The sequence below is a fragment of the Alicyclobacillus fodiniaquatilis genome (genome assembly GCF_042678105.1).
In the GTDB taxonomy this organism is placed as follows: Bacteria; Bacillota; Bacilli; order Alicyclobacillales; family Alicyclobacillaceae; genus Alicyclobacillus; species Alicyclobacillus fodiniaquatilis.
Genome location: NZ_JBHUCX010000020.1, coordinates 423,979 through 443,716, shown reverse-complemented (window position 1 = coordinate 443,716; position 19,738 = coordinate 423,979). Strand labels below are relative to the sequence as shown.

Sequence of the window (19,738 nt, the reverse complement as noted above, 5' to 3'; positions counted from 1 at the left end):
ACCTCATTTTCTGGTTTGCAACGATGTTTGTACGTGCTCATCTATTACTTTATGCCACGCGCTTAATGTCGTCCAACACGCAAACTCATCGCCTCTTCCACATCTCTTTTTTCGATCACGTCCCTTTCATCCAGCGCTGCGATGGTGCCGGATATGCTGTTCAAGTGGGCGATGGCGCGTTGTGACATCGAAAAGCGTCCTTGCAGTTGATGCACAAATTTATCGGCGACCGGATTCAAGTGAATGTCCGCTTGGCGCAGGATGTCGCGCGCCATTTTGACTTGTTGGCGCAATTGCTCCACACGGACGGCGTCGTTCGATGGATCCATCGGATTGATTGTCTGTTTATCCATATGGACAACCAATTCAATGCGATCCATCAGTGGCCCAGAACAGCGTGCCCAATAGCGGCGAACTTCGCTGTCGAGGCATCTACATTCACCGTAGCCCCGCATGCCGCATGGACATGGATTGGCGGTGGCTGCAAGCAGAAACCGGGCTGGTAGTGTCGCTGTGCGCCCTGCGCGCGTGAGGCGGACCACATTTTCAACCAGTGGTTCGCGCAAGGCGTCTAATGTGTTGCGGCGAAACTCGAACAGTTCATCTAGCAGCAACACGCCGTTATGCGCTCGGGTGACTTCGCCCATCAACAGAGGAACGCCTCCTCCGATCATGCCTGCAGCCGTCAGCGAATGATGGGGGGCACGCAGCGGGGGACGGCAGGACAACTGTGGGTCCTTCTCGGTGGTCTCTGCGCGAGCATATGCTTCTAGTGCAGCGTGTTCGCTCAAGTCGGGCAAAAGGTGAATCACACTGTTTGCCAACAGCGTTTTGCCGATACCTGGTGGTCCAATGAGCAACAAGTGGTGGTGACCGGCCGCAGCGATGCTGAGGATGCGTTTTTCGTGCGCTCGACCGATGATGTCATCGAACTGTTGATATGTGTCAAATACAGTTGGGGACGAGTTCATGGGGATACCGGTGTCGATGGAAGCTTGACCTTCGTGACGCAACTGAGCCACTACATCAGTTAAACGATGGGAGATAACGATGGGGAAATGATTGAACAATGCGGTGGGCACTGTCTGATCACTTGACAGAAAGGCGCCGCGCACACCAGCGCCAGCAAATGCAGCGCTAAACCAGTTGCACATTCCACTGGCGCCAAGTTGCCTGATAACTGCAGTTCGGCCAAAAACGCGCATGTCCCGTCATCAGGTGGCAGTTGGCCGGATGCTCGCAAAATGGCAATGGCGATGGCCAAGTCCAAGCCGGAACCGTGTTTGCGGAAATTGGCGGGCATCAGATTGACCGTGATTCGCCCTTGGGGAAATTGGAGGCGCGCGTTGCGAAAGGCAGAGCGAATGCGTAGTTTGGATTCCCGGACGGCGGAGTCAGGCAGTCCGACAATGGCAAAGCGGGGGAAACCGCCGGTGACATCCGCTTCGACATGGACCGTTTCGGCGTGAATGCCGCTGTGAATCGCGGCGATGGAAGTGCCGAGCATAAAGGTCACTCCTTTGCGCTGATTTAACGCTAGATATAGCAAAAATCCAAAATGTACGCCATAATGTATCGTAGAAAGTACCTCATGATAAGACGCGCTGCGAGGTTGGCAGGGGAGGGGAGCTTGTGGAGAATCCGCGGAAACGGTCATCACGTCAACAGAATGAAGGGCATCGTGGACAGGTCATTGATTTGCGGAATTACCAAAACCGCCGAAACAAGGGAAAAAAGGGCGGTCCACGCCGTGAATTCTTTCAAATTGGCAAGTACACGTGGCTGCACTTCATTTGTTATCTTTTGATGGCTGCAACAGTCGTGCTTGGTTTATGTGGCTTGATACCGCTGTCATGGCGCACGCAAGCGCTTATATGGGCCTTGTTGCTTGGAACCATTGGACTGGGGTGCGGACTGTGGTTAAATGCAATGCGGGATGCACGTGCATTGCGGCTCTTGCTCTTGCAATGCGTCTGTTTCTTTGTAGCGTACCTGTGCGCGCTTGTGCGGTTGTTCATGTCTTAGACCCGCTTGGCGTGACGCATCCGGTGTCAACAGTGTCTGTCATAAAAAGGGCAGTCAATTGAGGCTTCGCGGCTGGCGCACCGCACACAAAGGCGCCGATTTTTATTTTCGGGATAAATTGGCCAACATCTCCATACCCGAAAAAGTTGTAAATACGCAATATGTGTTCTATGCTGAATAAGGACAAATCCGGCGGATGAATTATCATTCGTCCAGTTTTTTTGTCCGGGTATCTGACGGTACAAAGGAGGACATGGCACGTGAACATCCATGAGTATCAGGCAAAAGCTGTGCTGGCACAGTTTGGCGTGCAGGTTCCTGAAGGCAAAGTGGCGTTCAGCGTAGAAGAAGCTGTCGCTGTTGCGAAGGAACTTGGCGGCAAGGCTGTTGTGAAGGCGCAGATTCATGCAGGTGGTCGCGGTAAGGCTGGCGGCGTAAAGTTGGCTAAGTCGTTAGAAGAAGTTGAGCAAAACGCTCGTGAGTTGCTCGGCAAGACGTTGGTGACACATCAAACAGGTCCTGAGGGCAAAGTGGTCAAGCGGTTGTTGATTGAGCAACTGACCGATATCAAAAAGGAATATTACATAGGTCTTGTCCTTGATCGCGCTCAAGGCCGCGTCGTGCTGATGGCATCTGCCGAAGGCGGCGTCGAAATTGAAGAAGTGGCGGCGCAACACCCAGAGAAGATCTTCCGTGAAGTCATTGACCCTGCGACAGGGCTTCTGCCTTTCCAAGCGCGCAATCTGGCGTTCAAACTGGAATTGCCGAAAGAAGCGGTCAACAAGGCAGTCAAGTTTATGCTCGGTTTGTATCAAGCTTATGTGGAAAAAGATTGTTCCATCGCAGAGATCAATCCGCTCGTTTTGACCGGGGACAATCAAGTTTTGGCGCTTGATGCCAAATTGAACTTTGACGATAACGCGCTTTATCGCCATGCCGATATTGTTGCGCTGCGCGACGAAGACGAGGAAGATCCGAAAGAAATTGAAGCATCGAAGTACGATTTGAGCTACATCGCGCTGGACGGCAACATTGGCTGCATGGTCAACGGCGCTGGGTTGGCGATGGCTTCAATGGACACCATCAAGTACTACGGCGGTGAGCCCGCAAACTTCTTGGACGTTGGCGGCGGCGCGAACGAAGAGAAAGTGACGGCTGCATTCAAAATCATTTTGTCCGACGAGAACGTCAAGGGCATCTTGGTCAACATTTTCGGCGGTATCATGAAGTGTGACGTCATTGCCAACGGTGTTGTCGGCGCTGCGCGGCAAATTGGGCTCGACAAACCATTGGTTGTGCGTCTCGAAGGAACAAATGTGCAACAGGGCAAAGAAATTTTGAATCAATCTGGCCTCAACATTGTCGCTGCAGATTCGCTTGCGGATGCGGCGCAGAAGATTGTCGGGCTTGTGTGAGGAGGGAATACCGTGAGCATCTTAGTGAACAAAAATACACGAGTGATTACGCAGGGTATCACTGGAGCGACAGGTTTGTTCCATACTAAACAAGCTCTGGAATATGGTACACAAGTGGTCGGTGGCGTCACACCGGGCAAAGGTGGCACCACAGTTGAAGGCGTCCCTGTATTCAACACGGTCGCAGAGGCAGTAGAGCAGACAGGCGCCAATGCGTCAGTCATCTATGTGCCGCCTGCTTTTGCAGCAGATGCCATCATGGAAGCGACAGATGCGGAATTGGATCTCGCCATCTGTATTACAGAAGGCATTCCTGTGCTGGATATGGTCAAAGTGAAACGCTATATGCAAGGACGTCACACTCGCCTTATCGGACCGAATTGCCCCGGTGTCATCACACCAGACGAGTGCAAAATCGGCATTATGCCTGGCTATATTCACAAACCAGGCAAAGTGGGCGTTATCTCACGCAGTGGGACGTTGACCTATGAAGCGGTTTATCAGCTGACCGTTCGCGGCATTGGTCAATCCACTGCTGTTGGCATCGGCGGAGACCCAGTCAATGGCACCAACTTCATTGATGTCTTGAAGTTGTTCAACGAAGACCCCGATACAGAAGCGCTCATCATGATTGGTGAAATCGGCGGCACCGCAGAAGAAGAAGCGGCCGAATGGGTCAAGGCAAACATGACCAAACCGGTGGTTGGCTTTATCGCCGGGGCGACGGCACCTCCGGGACGCCGCATGGGTCACGCGGGCGCTATTGTCTCTGGTGGCAGCGGTACAGCTGAATCGAAAATCAAGACGATGGAAGCGTGCGGCATTCGAGTTGCACCAACACCGTCCGAAATGGGATCGACGTTGTACAGCGTGATCGAAGAACGCGGATTGCTCGCCAAGTGCAAAACGCACGAGGCGACAGTTTGAAGCGACATTGAGTGCATTTGAATGGCGGAACTTGGTTTCGCTGTGACATATGGTTTTGAAAAAACGCGACTTCCAGCGATGCTCGAAGTCGCGTTTTTGTGTTGATCTCCCTGTGGTCTCAACCCGTTATATCTTGTAAAACAATTCAGAATGAATCGAGGCATGATATAATTGGCAGATGAGGATATTTAGAAGAGAAGAGGGGGATTTCATGAAGATTTGGTTTGGTTCTGTGGCGAAGTTGGCCGCTGTCGCGTTGGCGATGACCTCTGGCATGGCCATGGCGCCGTCCGCATTCGCTGCGACGAAAGGATCAACGCCTCCGCCGAAACAAACGCTTGTTGCGTTGGGAGACTCCATCACTTTTGGCTACAACCTGCAAGATACAAAAAACAACTCTATTCCGTCGAGCTTGGCATACCCAGCTTTGATAGGCGCGACAGATCAGTTCAATGTATCGAATCTCGGCATACCAGACATGACTTCCGGCGAATTAGCCACCGTGATCAAACAGCCGAATTTTACCCGCGCCATTCAAGGCGCGTCGGTCGTTACCTTGGACATCGGCAGCAATGATCTCTTGCAGTGGGCCAGTGACAATGGCTTGTTGAACGATGCCACTGCTACGACAGCACCCACACTCACATTGGCGCAAGAGGCTGAGGTTTTTTCCATCATCGATGCCTTCGGCCAAAATTTTAAGCAGATTGTTGCGTATATCCGTGCACAGACGTCTGCGCCGATTGTCGCCTACAATCTATATAATCCATTCCCCAGTCAGTCCCCTCTAAGTGCGGTTGACGAAGAACTGGAATCGTACGAAAATGCAGCCATTCAGCAAGTGGCTACGGCAAGCAAGAATGTCGTTGTCGCCGATGCATACGACGCGTTTAACGGCAATCAATGGACATACGTCCGCTTGGCAGAAGAAGATGTGCACCCGAATGCGACTGGTCAGGCGGCATTGGCCAATATCGGTGAACAAGCGCTGCAATCCTTACAAAGCAAAATGAAGACGCCAAAAAAGGCGGCTGGTGTCACACATCTATTGGTGGGAAATATAGCGCAGACGGGGGGCGCGCTGACGGGGAGCTTGAATGGGCGGTCGGTCAAATTGCATTTGCCAGCTGACGCGTTGAATCAGGCGACGGAAGCTGATTTGACCAGTCAAGCGTTCCAACCAAAAAATTTGCCGAAGAATGAGCAATTTTTTGCCGAATACGCTGTGAACTTCGCTTCGAGTGCGACATTGAAAAAGGCGTATACACTGACCATCACTGACAAAAAAATACCGAAGAAGGCCAAAGTCTATCAAATGCAAGGGAATGGACTGAAGCAGGTGAAGTCCATTACCGTGAAAAAAGGACAGCTATCCATCACCCAGAAAGCAAGCGGTGATTTTGTGATTCTGGTACCGAAGGCGAAGAAAAAGGGGTAAGTCCGTTTTCCTGTAAGGGTTACATATCCTATGCGGGGACGACAGTCTGCTGAACAGAAAGCTGGGCTTTGCCCAGCTTTTGACGCAAATGAAGGTTTGTGAGAAGGTCATCCTCAATGTAACTTGGTCGACAGCCAATCTAATCCCCAAATTCACGGTATTTTCATGCTACATCTGGCGCTTTCTCGTATCAGGTATGCTCATCTAGCGCTTTTTTTAAAGCCTCCACTTCAGCTTGGTCGATCTCCATTCTATCGCTGTAACGCGCCTGATCGTAGAGAGGACCGATGTGTTCAGACAACGTGTCATCTAAAACTTGCTGGGTGCCGGAGCTTGACGCCTGCCACGTTTCAATATCCTGGATGGTTTCAGCCGCTGTGCTTGTCGGCTTCCAGGTAAACCCTTGTTGATGGGCTTGGTGGATCAACGCACGGTACAAGTAGCGGATTTGTTCTGCAGTGGTGCCCAATTCTGCCCATGTGGCTTCTCGCTGTTTTCTGTGGCGTCGATTTTTGCGCATGGAGCGTGTATTGCGCGACAAAGTCTCTTCTTCATCGATGTACCCAGCCTGTAGTACCGCTGTTTTGCGGTTCAATTGGCGGTACAAAGCAGTCATGTACGGAATGATTTTTTTCCAAATCAGCCAAATGAGCCCGATGGCAATGGCTGCGAGGAAAGCGACGAGCACCACATCGCGGATGATGGTCATCCATAGACTGGGGTGGGAGGGCGCTTGTACATGTGTCGGCTTTTTACCTTTGAGCGGCGGTAAAATCTGATGTTTTTGCGATGGCTGTGTGGGGAGATTAGGCGCAATGTTTTCAGGCGTTCCTGGATGGAAGCGAGAAAATCCGAAAATGAGAATGCCAATGCCAAAAACCAGCCAAATGCCGCAGATGACAAGCGCGATGCTCAAGCGGTTGTACAGCATCGTTCGCGCAGGCAGTCCTCGTATCCGATCCCGCTCCAACAGCAAGCTATCCAGGTGAAATTGATTGAAGGAATAGAGCGTAATCCCCAGGCTGATCATGGCGGTGATGGTGATGGCGACAAGCCAGCCAGATAGCGGCGCGAGGATGGAAAATACATAAAAAGCGACGATATGCAGCACGATGCCGAGCAGAAACGTAAGGATTTGCGAGATGCCGCTGATGGTGCGCCAGTGGGATGCACTGCGGATAGCCACCACAAGTCCGGCCGCGCTGCACAGCGCGACTGGCCAGACAGTATCGTGTTTAGCCACCAATTCAGCACAGGCGATGGAAACCAAGAACAAGGGCAAGATGACCGACCAAAGTGAGCCAATTCGACCGCTGCTTGCGAAGGCGAGCAAACTTCCGGCTGCAGTCAACGCGAATGGGAAAAGGAGCCAGAGCCAAAGCCAATCAGGTTGGACATCATAGACACCAATGATAATGAGTGCGGGGGCATAAAACACAATGTCAGCCCAACCGAGCAGAATGGTCCGCCACAGGTGGTCTGTGGCACGTTGGCGGATCAAAACGGTTTCACCTTGCATTGGCTGCTACCTCCTTCTGTGGCGTCACTGGCTGTAGCCACGCATTGGCTTCGGCTGTCGTCGGCAATTGGAGCACCTCGACAGCATTTCCCAAGTCGCGCAGCTGATCCATCAACATATCTAGGGTGTCGTCCGTGTAACCAGAGATGATGAGATAATCGGTTCCCGTTGGGTACGTATCAATTTCATTTTGAAGCAGAGCCTCAAACGTCTTGGTGACACGAATTTCTAGATTGGCCATATCGGTGAGCAATGCGTGCAAATGGCTCTGTCCGACATCTGGTTCCGTATCGATTTCCTGCTTTCCCTCACGCACTGCACCATTGCAGGCAAATCCGACTGCTATCCCTTGTTCTATCGCATCTGTAGCCAACGTTGCGGCTAGGGAAATGCCTGCTTCAACGCGCTCGGGTTCTGTCACGGATTGTAGCCACATATCGCTGCTGACGACAAAATTGAGCAGAATTTTTAGATGATAATCAGCAGTGAACGCCTGCTGGTGAACTTGTAATGTCGTCGCGCGCGCGGTCGCTTTCCAGTTGATTTGATTCAGTGGATCGCCCGCTTGATATGGTCGGCTTCCCACGCGAATAAATGGATCCGGCAGGATCCAACGACGGACGGCGACATCCCCTTGCCAGCTGTGGCTGGGCAACTGTACGCTGTCTTGCGGGATAAGCGGTGGAAAGACGACCAGTTTTGTGTTTTCTCCGGTCAACGCCCATTGCTTGCGGCTTGTGCTCAAGCCGAGAAAGTCGCCACAGAGCATGGAAGCGCTCTTGAGTTCAAACACCCCGCGTCGATGGCAATGGATGGTGTGGCGGCGGGTGATGCGCGTGAACGGACGCAGTGTGAAGTAACTGCGATGGTATTGACTCTTGTCATTTGTTTGGATGGTCAAATCGGCTTGATTGCCGAACAGCCAACTGACATCAAAAGTCGCTTCCAGTACAATCCAAGGAAGTGGCAAGAATTTGCGATTTGCGATGACTTCGACCATCTGGATTTCACTGCCCGCATGTATGCTGGGTGCAGATAACGTGCGGCTGTATTGCAAGTGTCTCAGCGCCAACTGGCGGTATAATATCACTTCTACAACGACAAACAGCACGGCGAGGAGGAACAACCAGCGAATGTCCATGGCTGTCTACTCTCCGATGGCTTCTTCTGTAGGGACGGGAACTTGGTCCAGGATACGACGGATGATATCCTCCCCACTGACGCCGCGACGGCGGACAACCTGCTTTATGACCAGGCGATGGGCCAAGACCTGTACAGCGAGCGCCTTGATGTCATCGGGGGTCACAAATGTGCGGCCGCGCAGGCAAGCCCGGACCTGAACCGCCCGAAGGAGCGCTTGACTGCCGCGCGGGCTGACACCGATTTCCACTTCGGCGTCTTCTCGTGTGCTTTCGACAATGCGCAACAAGTAAAGAAGGACCGCATCGTCGACGGTAACGGTCGTGAAGCTTTGTTGCGCCTGGACAATTTCCTCTTTTGTCGCAACGGGCAAGAGTGCATCCAACGGATTGGACGTTTGAAAGCGGCGCAAGATGGACACGCCTTCAGAGGTAGAAGGATAACCCATGTGCAGTTTGAACAGAAATCTATCAAGCTGTGCCTCCGGCAACGGAAAAGTCCCTTGTGTTTCCACGGGATTCTGTGTCGCGAGCACGAGAAAGGGTTGGTCTAATAGCGTCGTTTCGCCGTCGATGGTCACTTGCCGCTCTTCCATGCATTCCAATAGGCTCGATTGGGTTCGCGGTGTCGCGCGGTTGATTTCATCTGCCAACAGAAGATTGGTGAAAACGGGACCAGCGCGAAATTCAAACGCGCCTGACTTTTGATTGTAGAAATTGATGCCGGTTAAATCGCTCGGCAGAAGATCTGGCGTGAATTGAACGCGCTTACTTACACAATTCAAAGATTTCGCCAGCGCCTTGGTCAAGAGGGTCTTGCCTGTACCCGGAACGTCCTCAAGCAGGACATGTCCGCGTGAAATCAGGGCAATGAGCAATGATTCGACAATTTCATGTTTGCCTACCACTACATTTTCTACATTCTGTTGCACGCGGTTGGCCAGTGAACGAATCTCCTGTAGATCCATAACTTCAATCCTCTCCACTTGCATATGTTCTCTGCTATTTGGTTTTGAACGATTACAGTCAAAGTACAAAGACCATTTGCTTACTATGATACCAGTTCATTGTCGCTCGGTCGAAGTCTATATGCGAAATACAGGAAAAAAATACGATTAATCCATGGTGGTTCGGAAAAACTACTTGTGGACACAACGGGTGTTCCGAACGGAGGGGTACGATGGAGAAGAGGTCGCTTTCTCATAACGAAGGTGTGAATGAGACGCACGATAAGGAACTGACTGGATCGGAAATCACCAGAGAGCAGATCCGAGATGTCTATTTTGCTGGAACGAGTGATGGGGTTGTCTTTTTGGAGAATGGACAACGCCGGAACTTAAAAGATGAGACACAGCAAGACTAGTACAGTGAATTAAAAAAGGCATGTTTTGTACGGTTTCAATGTAAATTCGAAGTTCATGTTTTATATTGCACTCAGCAACGAATTTGCACACTTTTTCTTGCATCAATTGACCCCCTTTTTCTACATCTTTGGCCGCTGCGACGCAGTGGCTTTCTTTTTTCTCGCGATGTTTTTGACATTGTGTTGCGTAACACAATGCGCTGAAAACAGGGAAAAGTGAAACATTCATGTGTGAAAATGATCATCGCAGCGGAGCGCGTTTTTTGAAACTCCGCTGCGATGATTGCATTCTAGCGACGTTGTCTCACAAGGCTGCATGCCTCCATGATCACTTGTGAAGCGTTCAGTGCGACAATCGACCAGCCGATGACAGGATGAACCTTTTTCCTTCGGTTGTTCAATGTGAGACTTGTGGCGGTGAGAGCCGTGTTCAGTACAGTTGGCATCAATCCTTCTCGCACTTTCATGCTACACCCCTCCATACGTCAGCCAGAATTCTGTTTAGTGTGGGGCTCCAACCGCGAATCTATACGATATATCTTGTTTTATCCTGTGCGTCATGGACTGGGATGTGGCTGATGTCGGATAATCGCTTCAAGAAAAGGAAGGTTCATGGCCAAAGAAGTCTGTTTGAGGTGATGAAATGGATGAACGCACGCTGCGCATTTTTTGGGCGCTGTGTCCTGGGCTTGAGGCGGCGACTCTGCGAACGTTCTTCAGCGCATTTGGCACGATGAAGCACTTTCATGCTGCCGATGAGACAGCTTGGCGGCAAGCTGTTCGCGTGCGCCCAACAACGGTGGAAAATATGCGTCGCTGGCGCGAACAGGTTGAACAAAAGGCACCCTATTTAGAAGCGGCCTTGAACAAAAGCGGCATAGCGTGTTTGGTGCTCGGAGATGAGCACTACCCGGTTCCGCTTTTGGATCTTGCATCGCCCCCGATAGTCCTCTTCGCTCGCGGCGACACCAGTTTATTACATGATTCATATATCGTATCCATGGTGGGAACACGCCGGGCATCCAGCTATGGGCTTGAAGCGGCGCGATGGATCAGCACGTCGCTGTCACAAGCGGGCATGGCCATTTGTTCCGGCATGGCGCTTGGAATAGATCAGCAGGTACATCAAGCGGCGCTGGCTGCCGATGGCAGATGCATTGCGATTTTAGGTTGCGGTGTGGATGTGTGCTATCCGCCAAGCAACCGTCGTTTGTATACACATTTGTTGACAAAAGGGTTGGTCGTCAGCGAATACCAACCGCGGAGCCTTGCCGCCAAGCATCGCTTTCCCGAACGCAATCGCCTCATTGCTGGGTTGGCGCTGGCGACTGTCGTAATTCAGGCAGGCGAAAAAAGTGGCGCCATCATCACCGCCGAGAGTGCACTGAATTTAGGGCGAGATGTCTATGTTGTACCCGGACCGATTACTTCAAAGTCATTTCGTGGTTCTCATTTACTGCTCAATGATGGTGCCGCGCCTGTGGTTGACCCAGACATGTTCGCGCGTCAATTGAGCAATGGACCGCTTGTCGCCCGTACGTCAGCTGGTCCGGAAATTGCAGAACATTTGCAAACATTGGTGCGTTATCTATCGGAAGAGGGACCTTTGCGCGCTGGGGAACTTGCGCAGATAGCTTCCATGCCGCCAGGTCATGTGTACGCATCACTGCTTGAACTTGAAATCGGCGGTATCGTAGAACGGCATTTTGACGGATGTTATCAATTAAAATTAGCACTGGAGAAAAAGTCATAAAGTGAGCCAAGAAGTTGACTGGATTTTTGGGGGAGGCATGGCATATACGATGTGTGATGTGGCGTGAGGGGCACTTTTACAGGCCGCCCCTCCAAGTCCTAGCCCATCACACATCAGCCCATCATGATAGAGATGTACATTGCTCACGCGCAACAATTAGCTGACACGTGTTGTATGCGATGTTTCGATGTTCTTTTCTTCGTGTGCGCCAAGCGTTTCTTCTTCGTGTTTCAAAAACTTCTCCGCCCGAGAGTTTCCAATCAAAAGCGCAATACCGACAACGAGCAACAAAGCAACCGTGATAATTTCAAAAGCAACCATCTATGCCACTCCCGCGTTCATAATCTTGCTATCCACGGTCATTATAATCTCAGCGACGATGATTGCTAGGGCAAAAACCTTGTTGCGAAACACTTGTCAAACAACGTTAAAGATTTGTACTTCGTTTCGACAAAAACAAGCGCTTTCAGCGCAAAGTCGACCATGCATAGCGCGATTGGCATCATCAGAGACCATGATGGTGCCAATCGAAAAAACGCAGGCGGCGCAATCTAAAGTGCCACAAGCTAGACGGGCAACCCGCTCGTGATTTCCAACCGATATGAAACGGCAACACATGTTTCATATCAGCTTCATTTCAGTTTTGCAAAGCCAATTGCGCCATGATTAAGATGCTGTCTTTGGACTTGGCGCCCGCGATAAATCGCGCAGGATGGCAGAACACAGCATCAGGGATGCCAATCAAACTGCCTAATTCGTCTCCTTCTTTGCCTGCCCATTGTTCGGGCAACGGTTTACGAGCTTCGAAGGAACCTAGCTGCTTAGGCACCACTTGAATGCGGTATTGGCCTGATTTATCTGGGAAGATGACGTAGAGCACTTCTTTTGCCAAATCCATATTGAATAGGGATTCTGACCAAGGACAAAACGTCTCCAATATGAGAAACTCTTTATACAGCCGATGTTCATACGCGCTTGCGACCAGTTCGACGGCCGCCAAACGAGCGATTTCAGATTTGATTTGGTTGGTGAGAATCTGCGTGGCGAAAGCGACCGCTGCGGCGAATGCCGCGTGTTCATCCGCGTGGGAATGCCAAGTCGGATTAAAGCCGCCAATCAGTTCGGAAACGGTTTTTAATTTTGCGTCTTTTTCGATCTCGACGCCGTTGTCAATGGCGTCAATGCCTTGGATGAGACGTTCGTCAATCGCTTTGATCAATATGTCGCTGGCATCACCCGCCTCTTGTGTTGCAAGCACTTGCGCGCCAAAGTCTCGCCAGATGAGTCCTGCACTGGCGTATGGCAACCCGTTTTCTCGATAAACTTTTTCGTTTGTGTGATGATCATATTTGCCATGGCCGACATCCACTACGATGTCACATCGACGCAAGATCTCCGGATCTCGACTGCGGACGATATCCGCGTTAGGATAAATTTGTTTCAACATGGCGACCGCAAATACGTCATCGGCATGAAATGTTCCATGATGTGTCCCGATCAACATTGTTCATGGCTCCCTTTACATATGAACCCCCTAACAGATGGGGTGATTCCCAGTATACATAAATTTCGCTTAGAAGTTGAGGAATGCGTGGATTGATTTCGCTGCGGAAACAGATTTATGGTGTTTTTGGACGATTCCGAGCGTGATCGACAAAATTCGTGCGATTCCTTGTTTGCAATGAATTTTGCTGTGGTGATAATATGGGTGGAACCCGGTTTCCGGGGGTACCACGGCGTGAGACGAACAAGGAGGAGACGTTGTGGCCGATTATTTAGTGATTGTCGAATCACCTGCAAAGGCGAAGACAATCGGCAAGTACTTAGGAAAACGTTATACGGTAAAGGCCTCGATGGGGCATATTCGAGATCTGCCGAAGTCGCAGCTCGGAGTCGACGTCGAACATGGCTTTGAACCTAAATATATAACGATTCGTGGCAAAGGCGATGTCATTAAGACACTGCGCAATGCAGGAAAAAAAGCGAAAAAAGTATTTCTGGCGGCTGACCCGGATCGCGAAGGGGAAGCGATAGCCTGGCACTTGCAGCACCTGTTGGAACTGAATCCGGATGAACAGTGCCGCGTTGTATTTCACGAAATCACGAAGGATGCTGTGAAAGATGCTTTTAAGTCGCCGCGCAAGATCGACATGGATTTGGTGAATGCGCAGCAGACCAGACGCATTCTGGATAGGCTGGTCGGTTATCGCTTGAGTCCGCTGTTGTGGAAAAAGGTGCGTAAAGGGCTTTCGGCTGGACGTGTGCAATCTGTCGCAGTTCGTCTGATTGTGGACAGGGAAAATGAAATCCGCAAATTTCAGCCGGAAGAATACTGGACGGTGGATGTCACGTGTCCGGTAGGCGGCAAAAAGCTGGTTTCGCGATTTTATGGCTATGATGAGCAAAAAACCGCTTTGCCAGACGAAGCGTCGGTAAAGGAATTGCTCAAACGCATCGACGGCAAACCGCTGACGATACAGAAAGTCAAAAAATCGGAACGCCGTCGCAATCCTGCCGCACCGTTTACCACGAGCAGTATGCAACAGGAAGCGGCGCGCAAATTGGGCTTTCGCGCGTACAAGACGATGTCTGTCGCACAGCAACTATATGAAGGCTTGGACATTGGCGGCGAGGGAACCGTGGGGTTGATCACGTACATGCGTACGGATTCCACGCGCATTGCAGAGTCTGCGCAAGCGGAAGCGCGGGAATGGATTGCCTCGGAGTTTGGCGCGGAATACGTTCCAGCGCAGCCGCGCAAGTACAGCAAGAAAGATGATGCTCAGGATGCGCACGAAGGCATTCGGCCGACATCGACTTTGCGTCATCCAGAGCAAATCAAGGGGTATTTGTCGCGTGACCAATACCGTCTCTACAAATTGGTCTGGGAGCGTTTTGTGGCCAGCCAGATGGCTTCTGCAGTGCTTGATACGACCAGCGTTGATTCCGAGACGAACGGCGCCTGGTTTCGTGCGACGGGGTCGGTTATCAAATTTCCAGGATTCATGGCCGTCTACATTGAAGGAAACGACGATGCGGATGACGATGACAATGGAAAATTGTTGCCGCCAGTGGAACAGGGGCAGGTGTTGGAGCCATCCGATGTCAAACCGGAACAGCACTTTACGCAGCCGCCGCCGCGCTACACAGAATCCAGTTTGGTCAAAGCGATGGAGGAATTGGGCATTGGCCGTCCGAGCACGTATGCGACGACCATTGACACGATACTCAAACGCGGCTATGTGCTGCTTGAGCAAAAGCGGTTTTTGCCGACTGAACTTGGGGAAATTGTCGTCGAGTTGTTAGTTGAGAATTTTAAACAGCTCATCGACGTCGCTTTTACAGCCAACCTCGAAGATGAACTCGATTCTGTCGAAGATGGCAAAGCAAATTGGGTTCAGTTACTCGAAGGGTTTTATGATCAATTCGAGCAGGATTTGGAGCATGCGGAAACATCGCTTGCCCACATTGAACTGAAAGATGAAGAGTCGGACGTGCCTTGCGACAAATGCGGTCGCATGATGGTGTACAAGAATGGCCGTTATGGCAAGTTCTTGGCCTGTCCTGGCTTTCCGGAGTGTCGGAACACAAAGCCGATAACCAAGGAAGCGGGGGTTGACTGTCCGCGTTGCGGCAAACCATTGCTCGAAAGAAGGGGCAAGCGGCGCAAGGTGTTTTACGGCTGCAGTGGATATCCGGACTGTGATTATGTGCTGTGGCAAAAGCCAACAGGGCAAATGTGTCCCATTTGCGATCATCCGCTGGTGGAAAAACATTCAAAAGGCAAAGTGACCGTGGTCTGCAGCAATGAGAAAGCGCACCCGCACGCGGCGCCAATTGAAGCGGAAAGTTCGCGCAAATCATCGTGAGCATTGTTGCACAGCGTGGCCGCCCAAAAGCGGCCCGGCCGTTTATAGTGGAGTAAAGCGGCTTAGCGCGGAAAGGGGAGAATGGCATGTCTACGCAAAAAGTAACCGTCATTGGCGCTGGTTTGGCAGGTTCGGAAGCGGCCTGGCAGGCTGCAGAACAAGGGGCAGAGGTCATCTTGTATGAAATGCGCCCTGTCAAACAGACACCAGCGCATCACACACAGGAATTTGCTGAATTGGTGTGTACCAACTCGTTGCGGGCAGCCAGTGTGACCAATGCGGTTGGTTTGTTAAAAGAAGAGATGCGCCAGTTTAACTCGGTGATCATGCGGGCGGCTGACGAGCACAGCGTGCCAGCAGGCGGCGCGTTGGCGGTGGATCGCGAGCGTTTTTCACGCCAAGTGACGCAGTTGTTGGAAGCACACCCGAATGTGGAGGTGCGCCGCGAAGAAGTGACGCAAATCCCGACGGAAGGGATTACAGTCATTGCGACAGGGCCGCTCACTTCCCCGCTGCTGGCTGAAGACATTCGTCGGTTTATCGGGCAGGAATACCTGTATTTCTTTGACGCTGCCGCGCCGATTATCACAAAAGAATCGGTGGATATGGACAAGGTGTTTTTGGCTTCGCGCTATGATAAAGGGGAAGCGGCATATCTGAATTGCCCGATGACCGAATCGGAATTTGAAACGTTTTATGAGGCGCTTGTCACGGCTGAATGCGCGCCACTCAAAGAATTCGAGAAGGAACAGTACTTTGAAGGGTGTATGCCGATTGAGGTCATGGCCAAACGAGGCAAGCAAACCATGCTCTTTGGCCCGATGAAGCCTGTAGGTCTGCGCGACCCGCGCACAGGCAAACGTCCGCATGCGGTGGTTCAATTGCGTCAAGACAACGGCGCGGCGACCTTGTTTAATTTGGTTGGATTTCAGACGCACTTGAAGTGGGGCGAGCAAAAGCGGGTGTTTGGTCTGATTCCTGGCCTCGAAAATGCTGAGATTGTGCGTTATGGTGTGATGCACCGGAATACATATATTAATAGCCCGCAGATTCTGTTGCCGACTTATCAGACAAAAGCGCGCGAGACGCTCTTTTTCGCGGGGCAAATGACTGGTGTGGAGGGGTATGTGGAATCGGCTGCTGCTGGCATTGTCGCCGGGCTCAACGCGGCGCGCGTGGCACAGGGAAAAGCGCCTGCGACGTTGCCTGATGTCACAGCGATGGGCAGTTTGGCGCATTATATTACGCATACTTCAAAAGACAATTTCCAACCGATGAATGCGACGTTCGGGTTATTTCCTCCCCTGGCAGAGCGGGTCAAGGACAAGCGCGCGCGCAATCAGGCTTACGCGGACCGGGCACTGGCGGCCATCGGGGAGCAAATTGGCATGTTGAGGGTGTAAACATTGGCGGAATTTGAGCGATACGTGCAACAATTTATTGAGGAACGTCAGCTCAAATGGAGCGAGCGGACATTGGTGGCATATCGCAAGGATTTAGAAGCGCTTGTTCAACATCTTGCGCAAAGCGGCATCACAGATGCGCGTGAGATCACGGTGCCTTGTTTGCGCGGATTTTTGGCGCACGAGTTCACACGTGGTCAAAGCAAAGCAAGCGTGGCACGACGGATGTCGTGTTTTCGCGCTTTTTTCGATTATCTGGAACAAAACGGCGTGATCGAACAAAACATTGCGCGCGCGCTTTCGCTGCCGAAACGCGACAAAATGGTGCCCCGCTACTATTATCAAGAGGACATGCAAGAACTGCTTGACCACATCGCGGGCAGCGGATTTGCTGACAGGCGCGACCGGGCGCTATTTGAGTTTCTCTATGCCACTGGGGTGCGGGTCAGCGAGTGCGTTTCCTTGGATGTGAGCGATGTGTCGCTTGCCGATGGATTGGCTTTGGTCACTGGCAAAGGGGCGAAAGAGCGCTATGTCATCCTTGGTCAAGCAGCCATCAGGGCCTTGGAAGCATACATTGAGGTGCGGCCGAGTGCGCAAACCGCAGCGCTGTTCATCAATCAACGGGGCGGACGGCTCACGGATAGGAGCGTGCGTCGCATTCTGCTCCAGCGCATCCAGGAACTGCCTGGGCTTGGACATCTGAGTCCGCATGGTGTACGCCATTCTTTCGCTACGCATTTGCTCGATGGCGGCGCGGACCTTCGCAGTGTGCAGGAACTGCTTGGGCATGAGAGTTTGTCTAGTACCCAAATCTATACCCATACATCACGCGAACGGCTGACGCGGGTGTACCAAATGGCGCATCCCCGCTCCGAACGCAAAGACTAAAGAGGTGTAAAGAGGATGGATCAGACGTTACATGCAACGACGATATTTGCGGTCCTGAAGGACGGAAAAGGAGCCATGGCAGGTGATGGCCAAGTCACTTTAGGCAATAGTATGATCATGAAGCAGGGGGCGAAGAAAGTAAGGCGGCTTTATCAGGGCAAAGTGGTCGCTGGTTTCGCCGGTTCAGTGGCGGACGCCTTCACCTTGTTTGAGAAATTTGAGAAACGCCTGGAGGAATACCAAGGGAACTTGCAGCGGGCGGCTGTCGAACTGGCAAAAGAATGGCGTTCTGACAAAGTGCTACATAAACTCGAAGCCATGCTCCTGGTCCTGAATCAAGAATCGCTCTTTATCGTTTCGGGCGGCGGTGAGGTGATTCAGCCGGATGACGGTATCTGCGCCATCGGCTCCGGTGGCGCATTTGCTTTGTCGGCTGGCCGCGCTCTAGCGCGCAACACCGATTTGACACCAGCTGAAATTGCCCAACAGGCGCTGCAAATTGCGTCTGAAATCTGTGTGTTTACAAATGATCACATTATTGTCGAGTCGGTAGAATGAACGTTTGCAAAACGATGGATCACATGGGGGGAAGAACATGGCTTTTGACAATGAGTTGACACCAAGACAGATTGTGGATCATCTGAACAAATACATTGTCGGACAAAAGTCGGCCAAACGCGCGTGTGCCATTGCGCTGCGCAATCGATCACGGCGCGCGCAGTTGACGCCTGACTTACAGGCGGAAGTGACGCCGAAAAATATCTTGATGATTGGGCCGACAGGCGTCGGTAAAACAGAGATTGCCAGACGGTTGAGCAAGTTGGTTGGCGCGCCGTTTATCAAGGTGGAGGCGACCAAATTCACCGAAGTCGGCTATGTCGGCCGCGACGTCGAAGCGATGGTGCGCGATCTCGTCGAAACAGCGGTGCGCATGGTCAAAGCGGAGTATGCAAAAAAAGTGGAAGACGAGGCGCAAGAGCGGGCCAATGAGCGCATTGTCGAAGCATTGGTGCCGGATCCAAATGCGCGCAAAAGCATGCGCAATCCGCTTGAGATGTTGTTTGGCGGCGGCGCAGAGGAAAAAAGTTCAAATGAGCCGAGCACGGCATCGGTGCGGGAAGAGCGTCGGCGAACTCGCCATCAATTGGACATGGGCGAACTGGAAGACAAGTATGTGGAAATTGATGTGGAAGAACAACAAAGTGGCATGTCGCTTGGTTTTATGCCTGGCATGGGGCCAGAAGGGATGGGCAACCTTCAGGAGGCGCTGGGGAATATTTTGCCTAAGCAAACCCGCAAGCGCAAGATGACTGTGCGAGAAGCGCGCAAGGTTTTGACACAGGAGGAAGCGCAAAGGCTCATCGATATGGATGCGGTCACTGCCGAAGCGATTTATCGGTCGGAGAACCACGGCATCATCTTTATTGATGAAATGGATAAAATCGCAGGGAAGGAACAGCGTGGCGCGGATGTTTCACGCGAAGGTGTACAGCGTGACATTCTGCCGATTGTTGAGGGTTCCACCGTTTCCACCAAATACGGGGCCGTCAAAACCGATTACATGTTGTTTATCGGCGCCGGCGCTTTTCATGTTGCTAAACCGTCTGATTTGATTCCCGAGTTACAGGGCAGATTTCCGATTCGCGTGGAGCTCGAAGCGCTGACTGCAGAAGATTTTGTGCGCATTCTTCACGAACCAGAGCATTCGCTTTTAAAACAGTATGCTGCGTTGCTGGAGACCGAAGGGATACGCGTACGATTCACAGATGACGCAATCGATCGCATTGCGCAGATGGCACAGCAAGTCAACCAAGAAACGGAAAATATTGGCGCGCGTCGTTTGCACACTCTGGTCGAGAAAGTGCTGGAAGATTTATCGTTCGAAGCGCCAGATGTGAATTTGGAGGAAATTTCAATAACTTCTCAATATGTGGATGAAAAATTGGCCTCTATTGTGGTCAATCGCGACGTGAGTCAATATATTTTGTAAAGATTT

Annotated in this window: 19 protein-coding genes; 11 read left to right on the top strand and 8 right to left on the bottom strand. The window is 51.6% G+C overall.

Annotated elements, in window-relative coordinates; genetic code table 11:
* Positions 1–62 precede the first annotated feature (62 nt).
* A complete protein-coding gene (locus ACFSB2_RS08450) occupies positions 63–1,082 on the bottom strand; it encodes an ATP-binding protein (RefSeq protein ID WP_377942582.1) in 1,020 nt (339 codons plus the stop codon).
* The gene (locus ACFSB2_RS08445; protein WP_377942581.1) at positions 1,031–1,507 is read right to left on the bottom strand and encodes a magnesium chelatase domain-containing protein; all 477 of its coding nucleotides are present in this window, start codon (positions 1,505–1,507) and stop codon (positions 1,031–1,033) included. Before ACFSB2_RS08445 ends, ACFSB2_RS08450 begins: the two co-directional genes overlap by 52 nt.
* A gap of 125 nt (positions 1,508–1,632) precedes the next feature.
* Between ACFSB2_RS08445 and ACFSB2_RS08440 the strand changes: the two genes are divergently transcribed.
* The 4 genes from ACFSB2_RS08440 to ACFSB2_RS08425 all read left to right on the top strand — a co-directional run bounded on the left by ACFSB2_RS08440 (position 1,633) and on the right by ACFSB2_RS08425 (position 5,805).
* Entirely contained in the window at positions 1,633–2,025 is a 393-nt protein-coding gene (locus tag ACFSB2_RS08440) for a hypothetical protein (protein WP_377942580.1), read from the top strand.
* A gap of 260 nt (positions 2,026–2,285) precedes the next feature.
* The gene (sucC, locus tag ACFSB2_RS08435) at positions 2,286–3,440 is read left to right on the top strand and encodes an ADP-forming succinate--CoA ligase subunit beta (RefSeq protein ID WP_377942579.1); all 1,155 of its coding nucleotides are present in this window, start codon (positions 2,286–2,288) and stop codon (positions 3,438–3,440) included.
* 12 nt (positions 3,441–3,452) lie between these two features.
* Positions 3,453–4,367: a succinate--CoA ligase subunit alpha gene (gene sucD, locus ACFSB2_RS08430; protein ID WP_377942578.1), complete on the top strand. Its 915-nt coding sequence runs from the start codon at positions 3,453–3,455 to the stop codon at positions 4,365–4,367.
* A 211-nt stretch (positions 4,368–4,578) separates the two neighbouring features.
* Positions 4,579–5,805 carry an SGNH/GDSL hydrolase family protein gene (locus tag ACFSB2_RS08425; RefSeq protein WP_377942577.1) on the top strand — a complete coding sequence of 409 codons (1,227 nt, stop codon included), beginning with the start codon at positions 4,579–4,581 and terminating at the stop codon, positions 5,803–5,805.
* Positions 5,806–5,995: 190 nt separating this feature from the next.
* On the opposite strand, the gene ACFSB2_RS08420 is transcribed toward ACFSB2_RS08425, so the two are convergent.
* Genes ACFSB2_RS08420 through ACFSB2_RS08410 form a run of 3 tightly spaced genes read right to left on the bottom strand, consistent with a single transcriptional unit; the run spans position 5,996 to position 9,431 of the window.
* Positions 5,996–7,324, bottom strand: coding sequence for a DUF4129 domain-containing protein (locus ACFSB2_RS08420; protein ID WP_377942576.1), 1,329 nt, complete (start codon positions 7,322–7,324; stop codon positions 5,996–5,998).
* Complete coding sequence (locus ACFSB2_RS08415; RefSeq protein ID WP_377942575.1) at positions 7,314–8,465, bottom strand: DUF58 domain-containing protein; 1,152 nt, start codon at positions 8,463–8,465, stop codon at positions 7,314–7,316. Before ACFSB2_RS08415 ends, ACFSB2_RS08420 begins: the two co-directional genes overlap by 11 nt.
* A gap of 6 nt (positions 8,466–8,471) precedes the next feature.
* The gene (locus ACFSB2_RS08410; protein WP_377942574.1) at positions 8,472–9,431 is read right to left on the bottom strand and encodes an AAA family ATPase; all 960 of its coding nucleotides are present in this window, start codon (positions 9,429–9,431) and stop codon (positions 8,472–8,474) included.
* A 212-nt stretch (positions 9,432–9,643) separates the two neighbouring features.
* Here ACFSB2_RS08410 and ACFSB2_RS08405 point away from each other — a divergent pair, with 212 nt between their 5' ends.
* On the top strand, positions 9,644–9,826 hold the full coding sequence (locus tag ACFSB2_RS08405) for a hypothetical protein (protein ID WP_377942573.1): 183 nt from the start codon (positions 9,644–9,646) through the stop codon (positions 9,824–9,826).
* Between the two features lie 290 nt (positions 9,827–10,116).
* Here the strand turns inward: ACFSB2_RS08405 and ACFSB2_RS08400 are convergent, their stop codons facing one another.
* On the bottom strand, positions 10,117–10,293 hold the full coding sequence (locus ACFSB2_RS08400) for a hypothetical protein (protein WP_377942572.1): 177 nt from the start codon (positions 10,291–10,293) through the stop codon (positions 10,117–10,119).
* A gap of 176 nt (positions 10,294–10,469) precedes the next feature.
* Between ACFSB2_RS08400 and dprA the strand changes: the two genes are divergently transcribed.
* Positions 10,470–11,579, top strand: coding sequence for a DNA-processing protein DprA (dprA, locus tag ACFSB2_RS08395; protein ID WP_377942571.1), 1,110 nt, complete (start codon positions 10,470–10,472; stop codon positions 11,577–11,579).
* Between the two features lie 156 nt (positions 11,580–11,735).
* On the opposite strand, the gene ACFSB2_RS08390 is transcribed toward dprA, so the two are convergent.
* Positions 11,736–11,900: a hypothetical protein gene (locus tag ACFSB2_RS08390; RefSeq protein WP_377942570.1), complete on the bottom strand. Its 165-nt coding sequence runs from the start codon at positions 11,898–11,900 to the stop codon at positions 11,736–11,738.
* A 316-nt stretch (positions 11,901–12,216) separates the two neighbouring features.
* A complete protein-coding gene (locus tag ACFSB2_RS08385; protein ID WP_377942569.1) occupies positions 12,217–13,083 on the bottom strand; it encodes an MYG1 family protein in 867 nt (288 codons plus the stop codon).
* A gap of 259 nt (positions 13,084–13,342) precedes the next feature.
* Here ACFSB2_RS08385 and topA point away from each other — a divergent pair, with 259 nt between their 5' ends.
* The 5 genes from topA (at position 13,343) to hslU (ending at position 19,732) form a co-directional block, all read left to right on the top strand.
* Entirely contained in the window at positions 13,343–15,448 is a 2,106-nt protein-coding gene (gene topA / locus ACFSB2_RS08380; RefSeq protein WP_377942568.1) for a type I DNA topoisomerase, read from the top strand.
* A gap of 86 nt (positions 15,449–15,534) precedes the next feature.
* Positions 15,535–16,851 carry an FADH(2)-oxidizing methylenetetrahydrofolate--tRNA-(uracil(54)-C(5))-methyltransferase TrmFO gene (gene trmFO / locus ACFSB2_RS08375; RefSeq protein ID WP_377942567.1) on the top strand — a complete coding sequence of 439 codons (1,317 nt, stop codon included), beginning with the start codon at positions 15,535–15,537 and terminating at the stop codon, positions 16,849–16,851.
* A 3-nt stretch (positions 16,852–16,854) separates the two neighbouring features.
* Positions 16,855–17,742, top strand: a complete 888-nt coding sequence (locus tag ACFSB2_RS08370) for a tyrosine recombinase XerC (RefSeq protein ID WP_377942566.1) — start codon at positions 16,855–16,857, stop codon at positions 17,740–17,742.
* A gap of 15 nt (positions 17,743–17,757) precedes the next feature.
* Positions 17,758–18,300: an ATP-dependent protease subunit HslV gene (gene hslV, locus ACFSB2_RS08365; protein ID WP_377942565.1), complete on the top strand. Its 543-nt coding sequence runs from the start codon at positions 17,758–17,760 to the stop codon at positions 18,298–18,300.
* Between the two features lie 37 nt (positions 18,301–18,337).
* A complete protein-coding gene (gene hslU, locus ACFSB2_RS08360; protein WP_377942564.1) occupies positions 18,338–19,732 on the top strand; it encodes an ATP-dependent protease ATPase subunit HslU in 1,395 nt (464 codons plus the stop codon).
* Positions 19,733–19,738 lie beyond the last annotated feature (6 nt).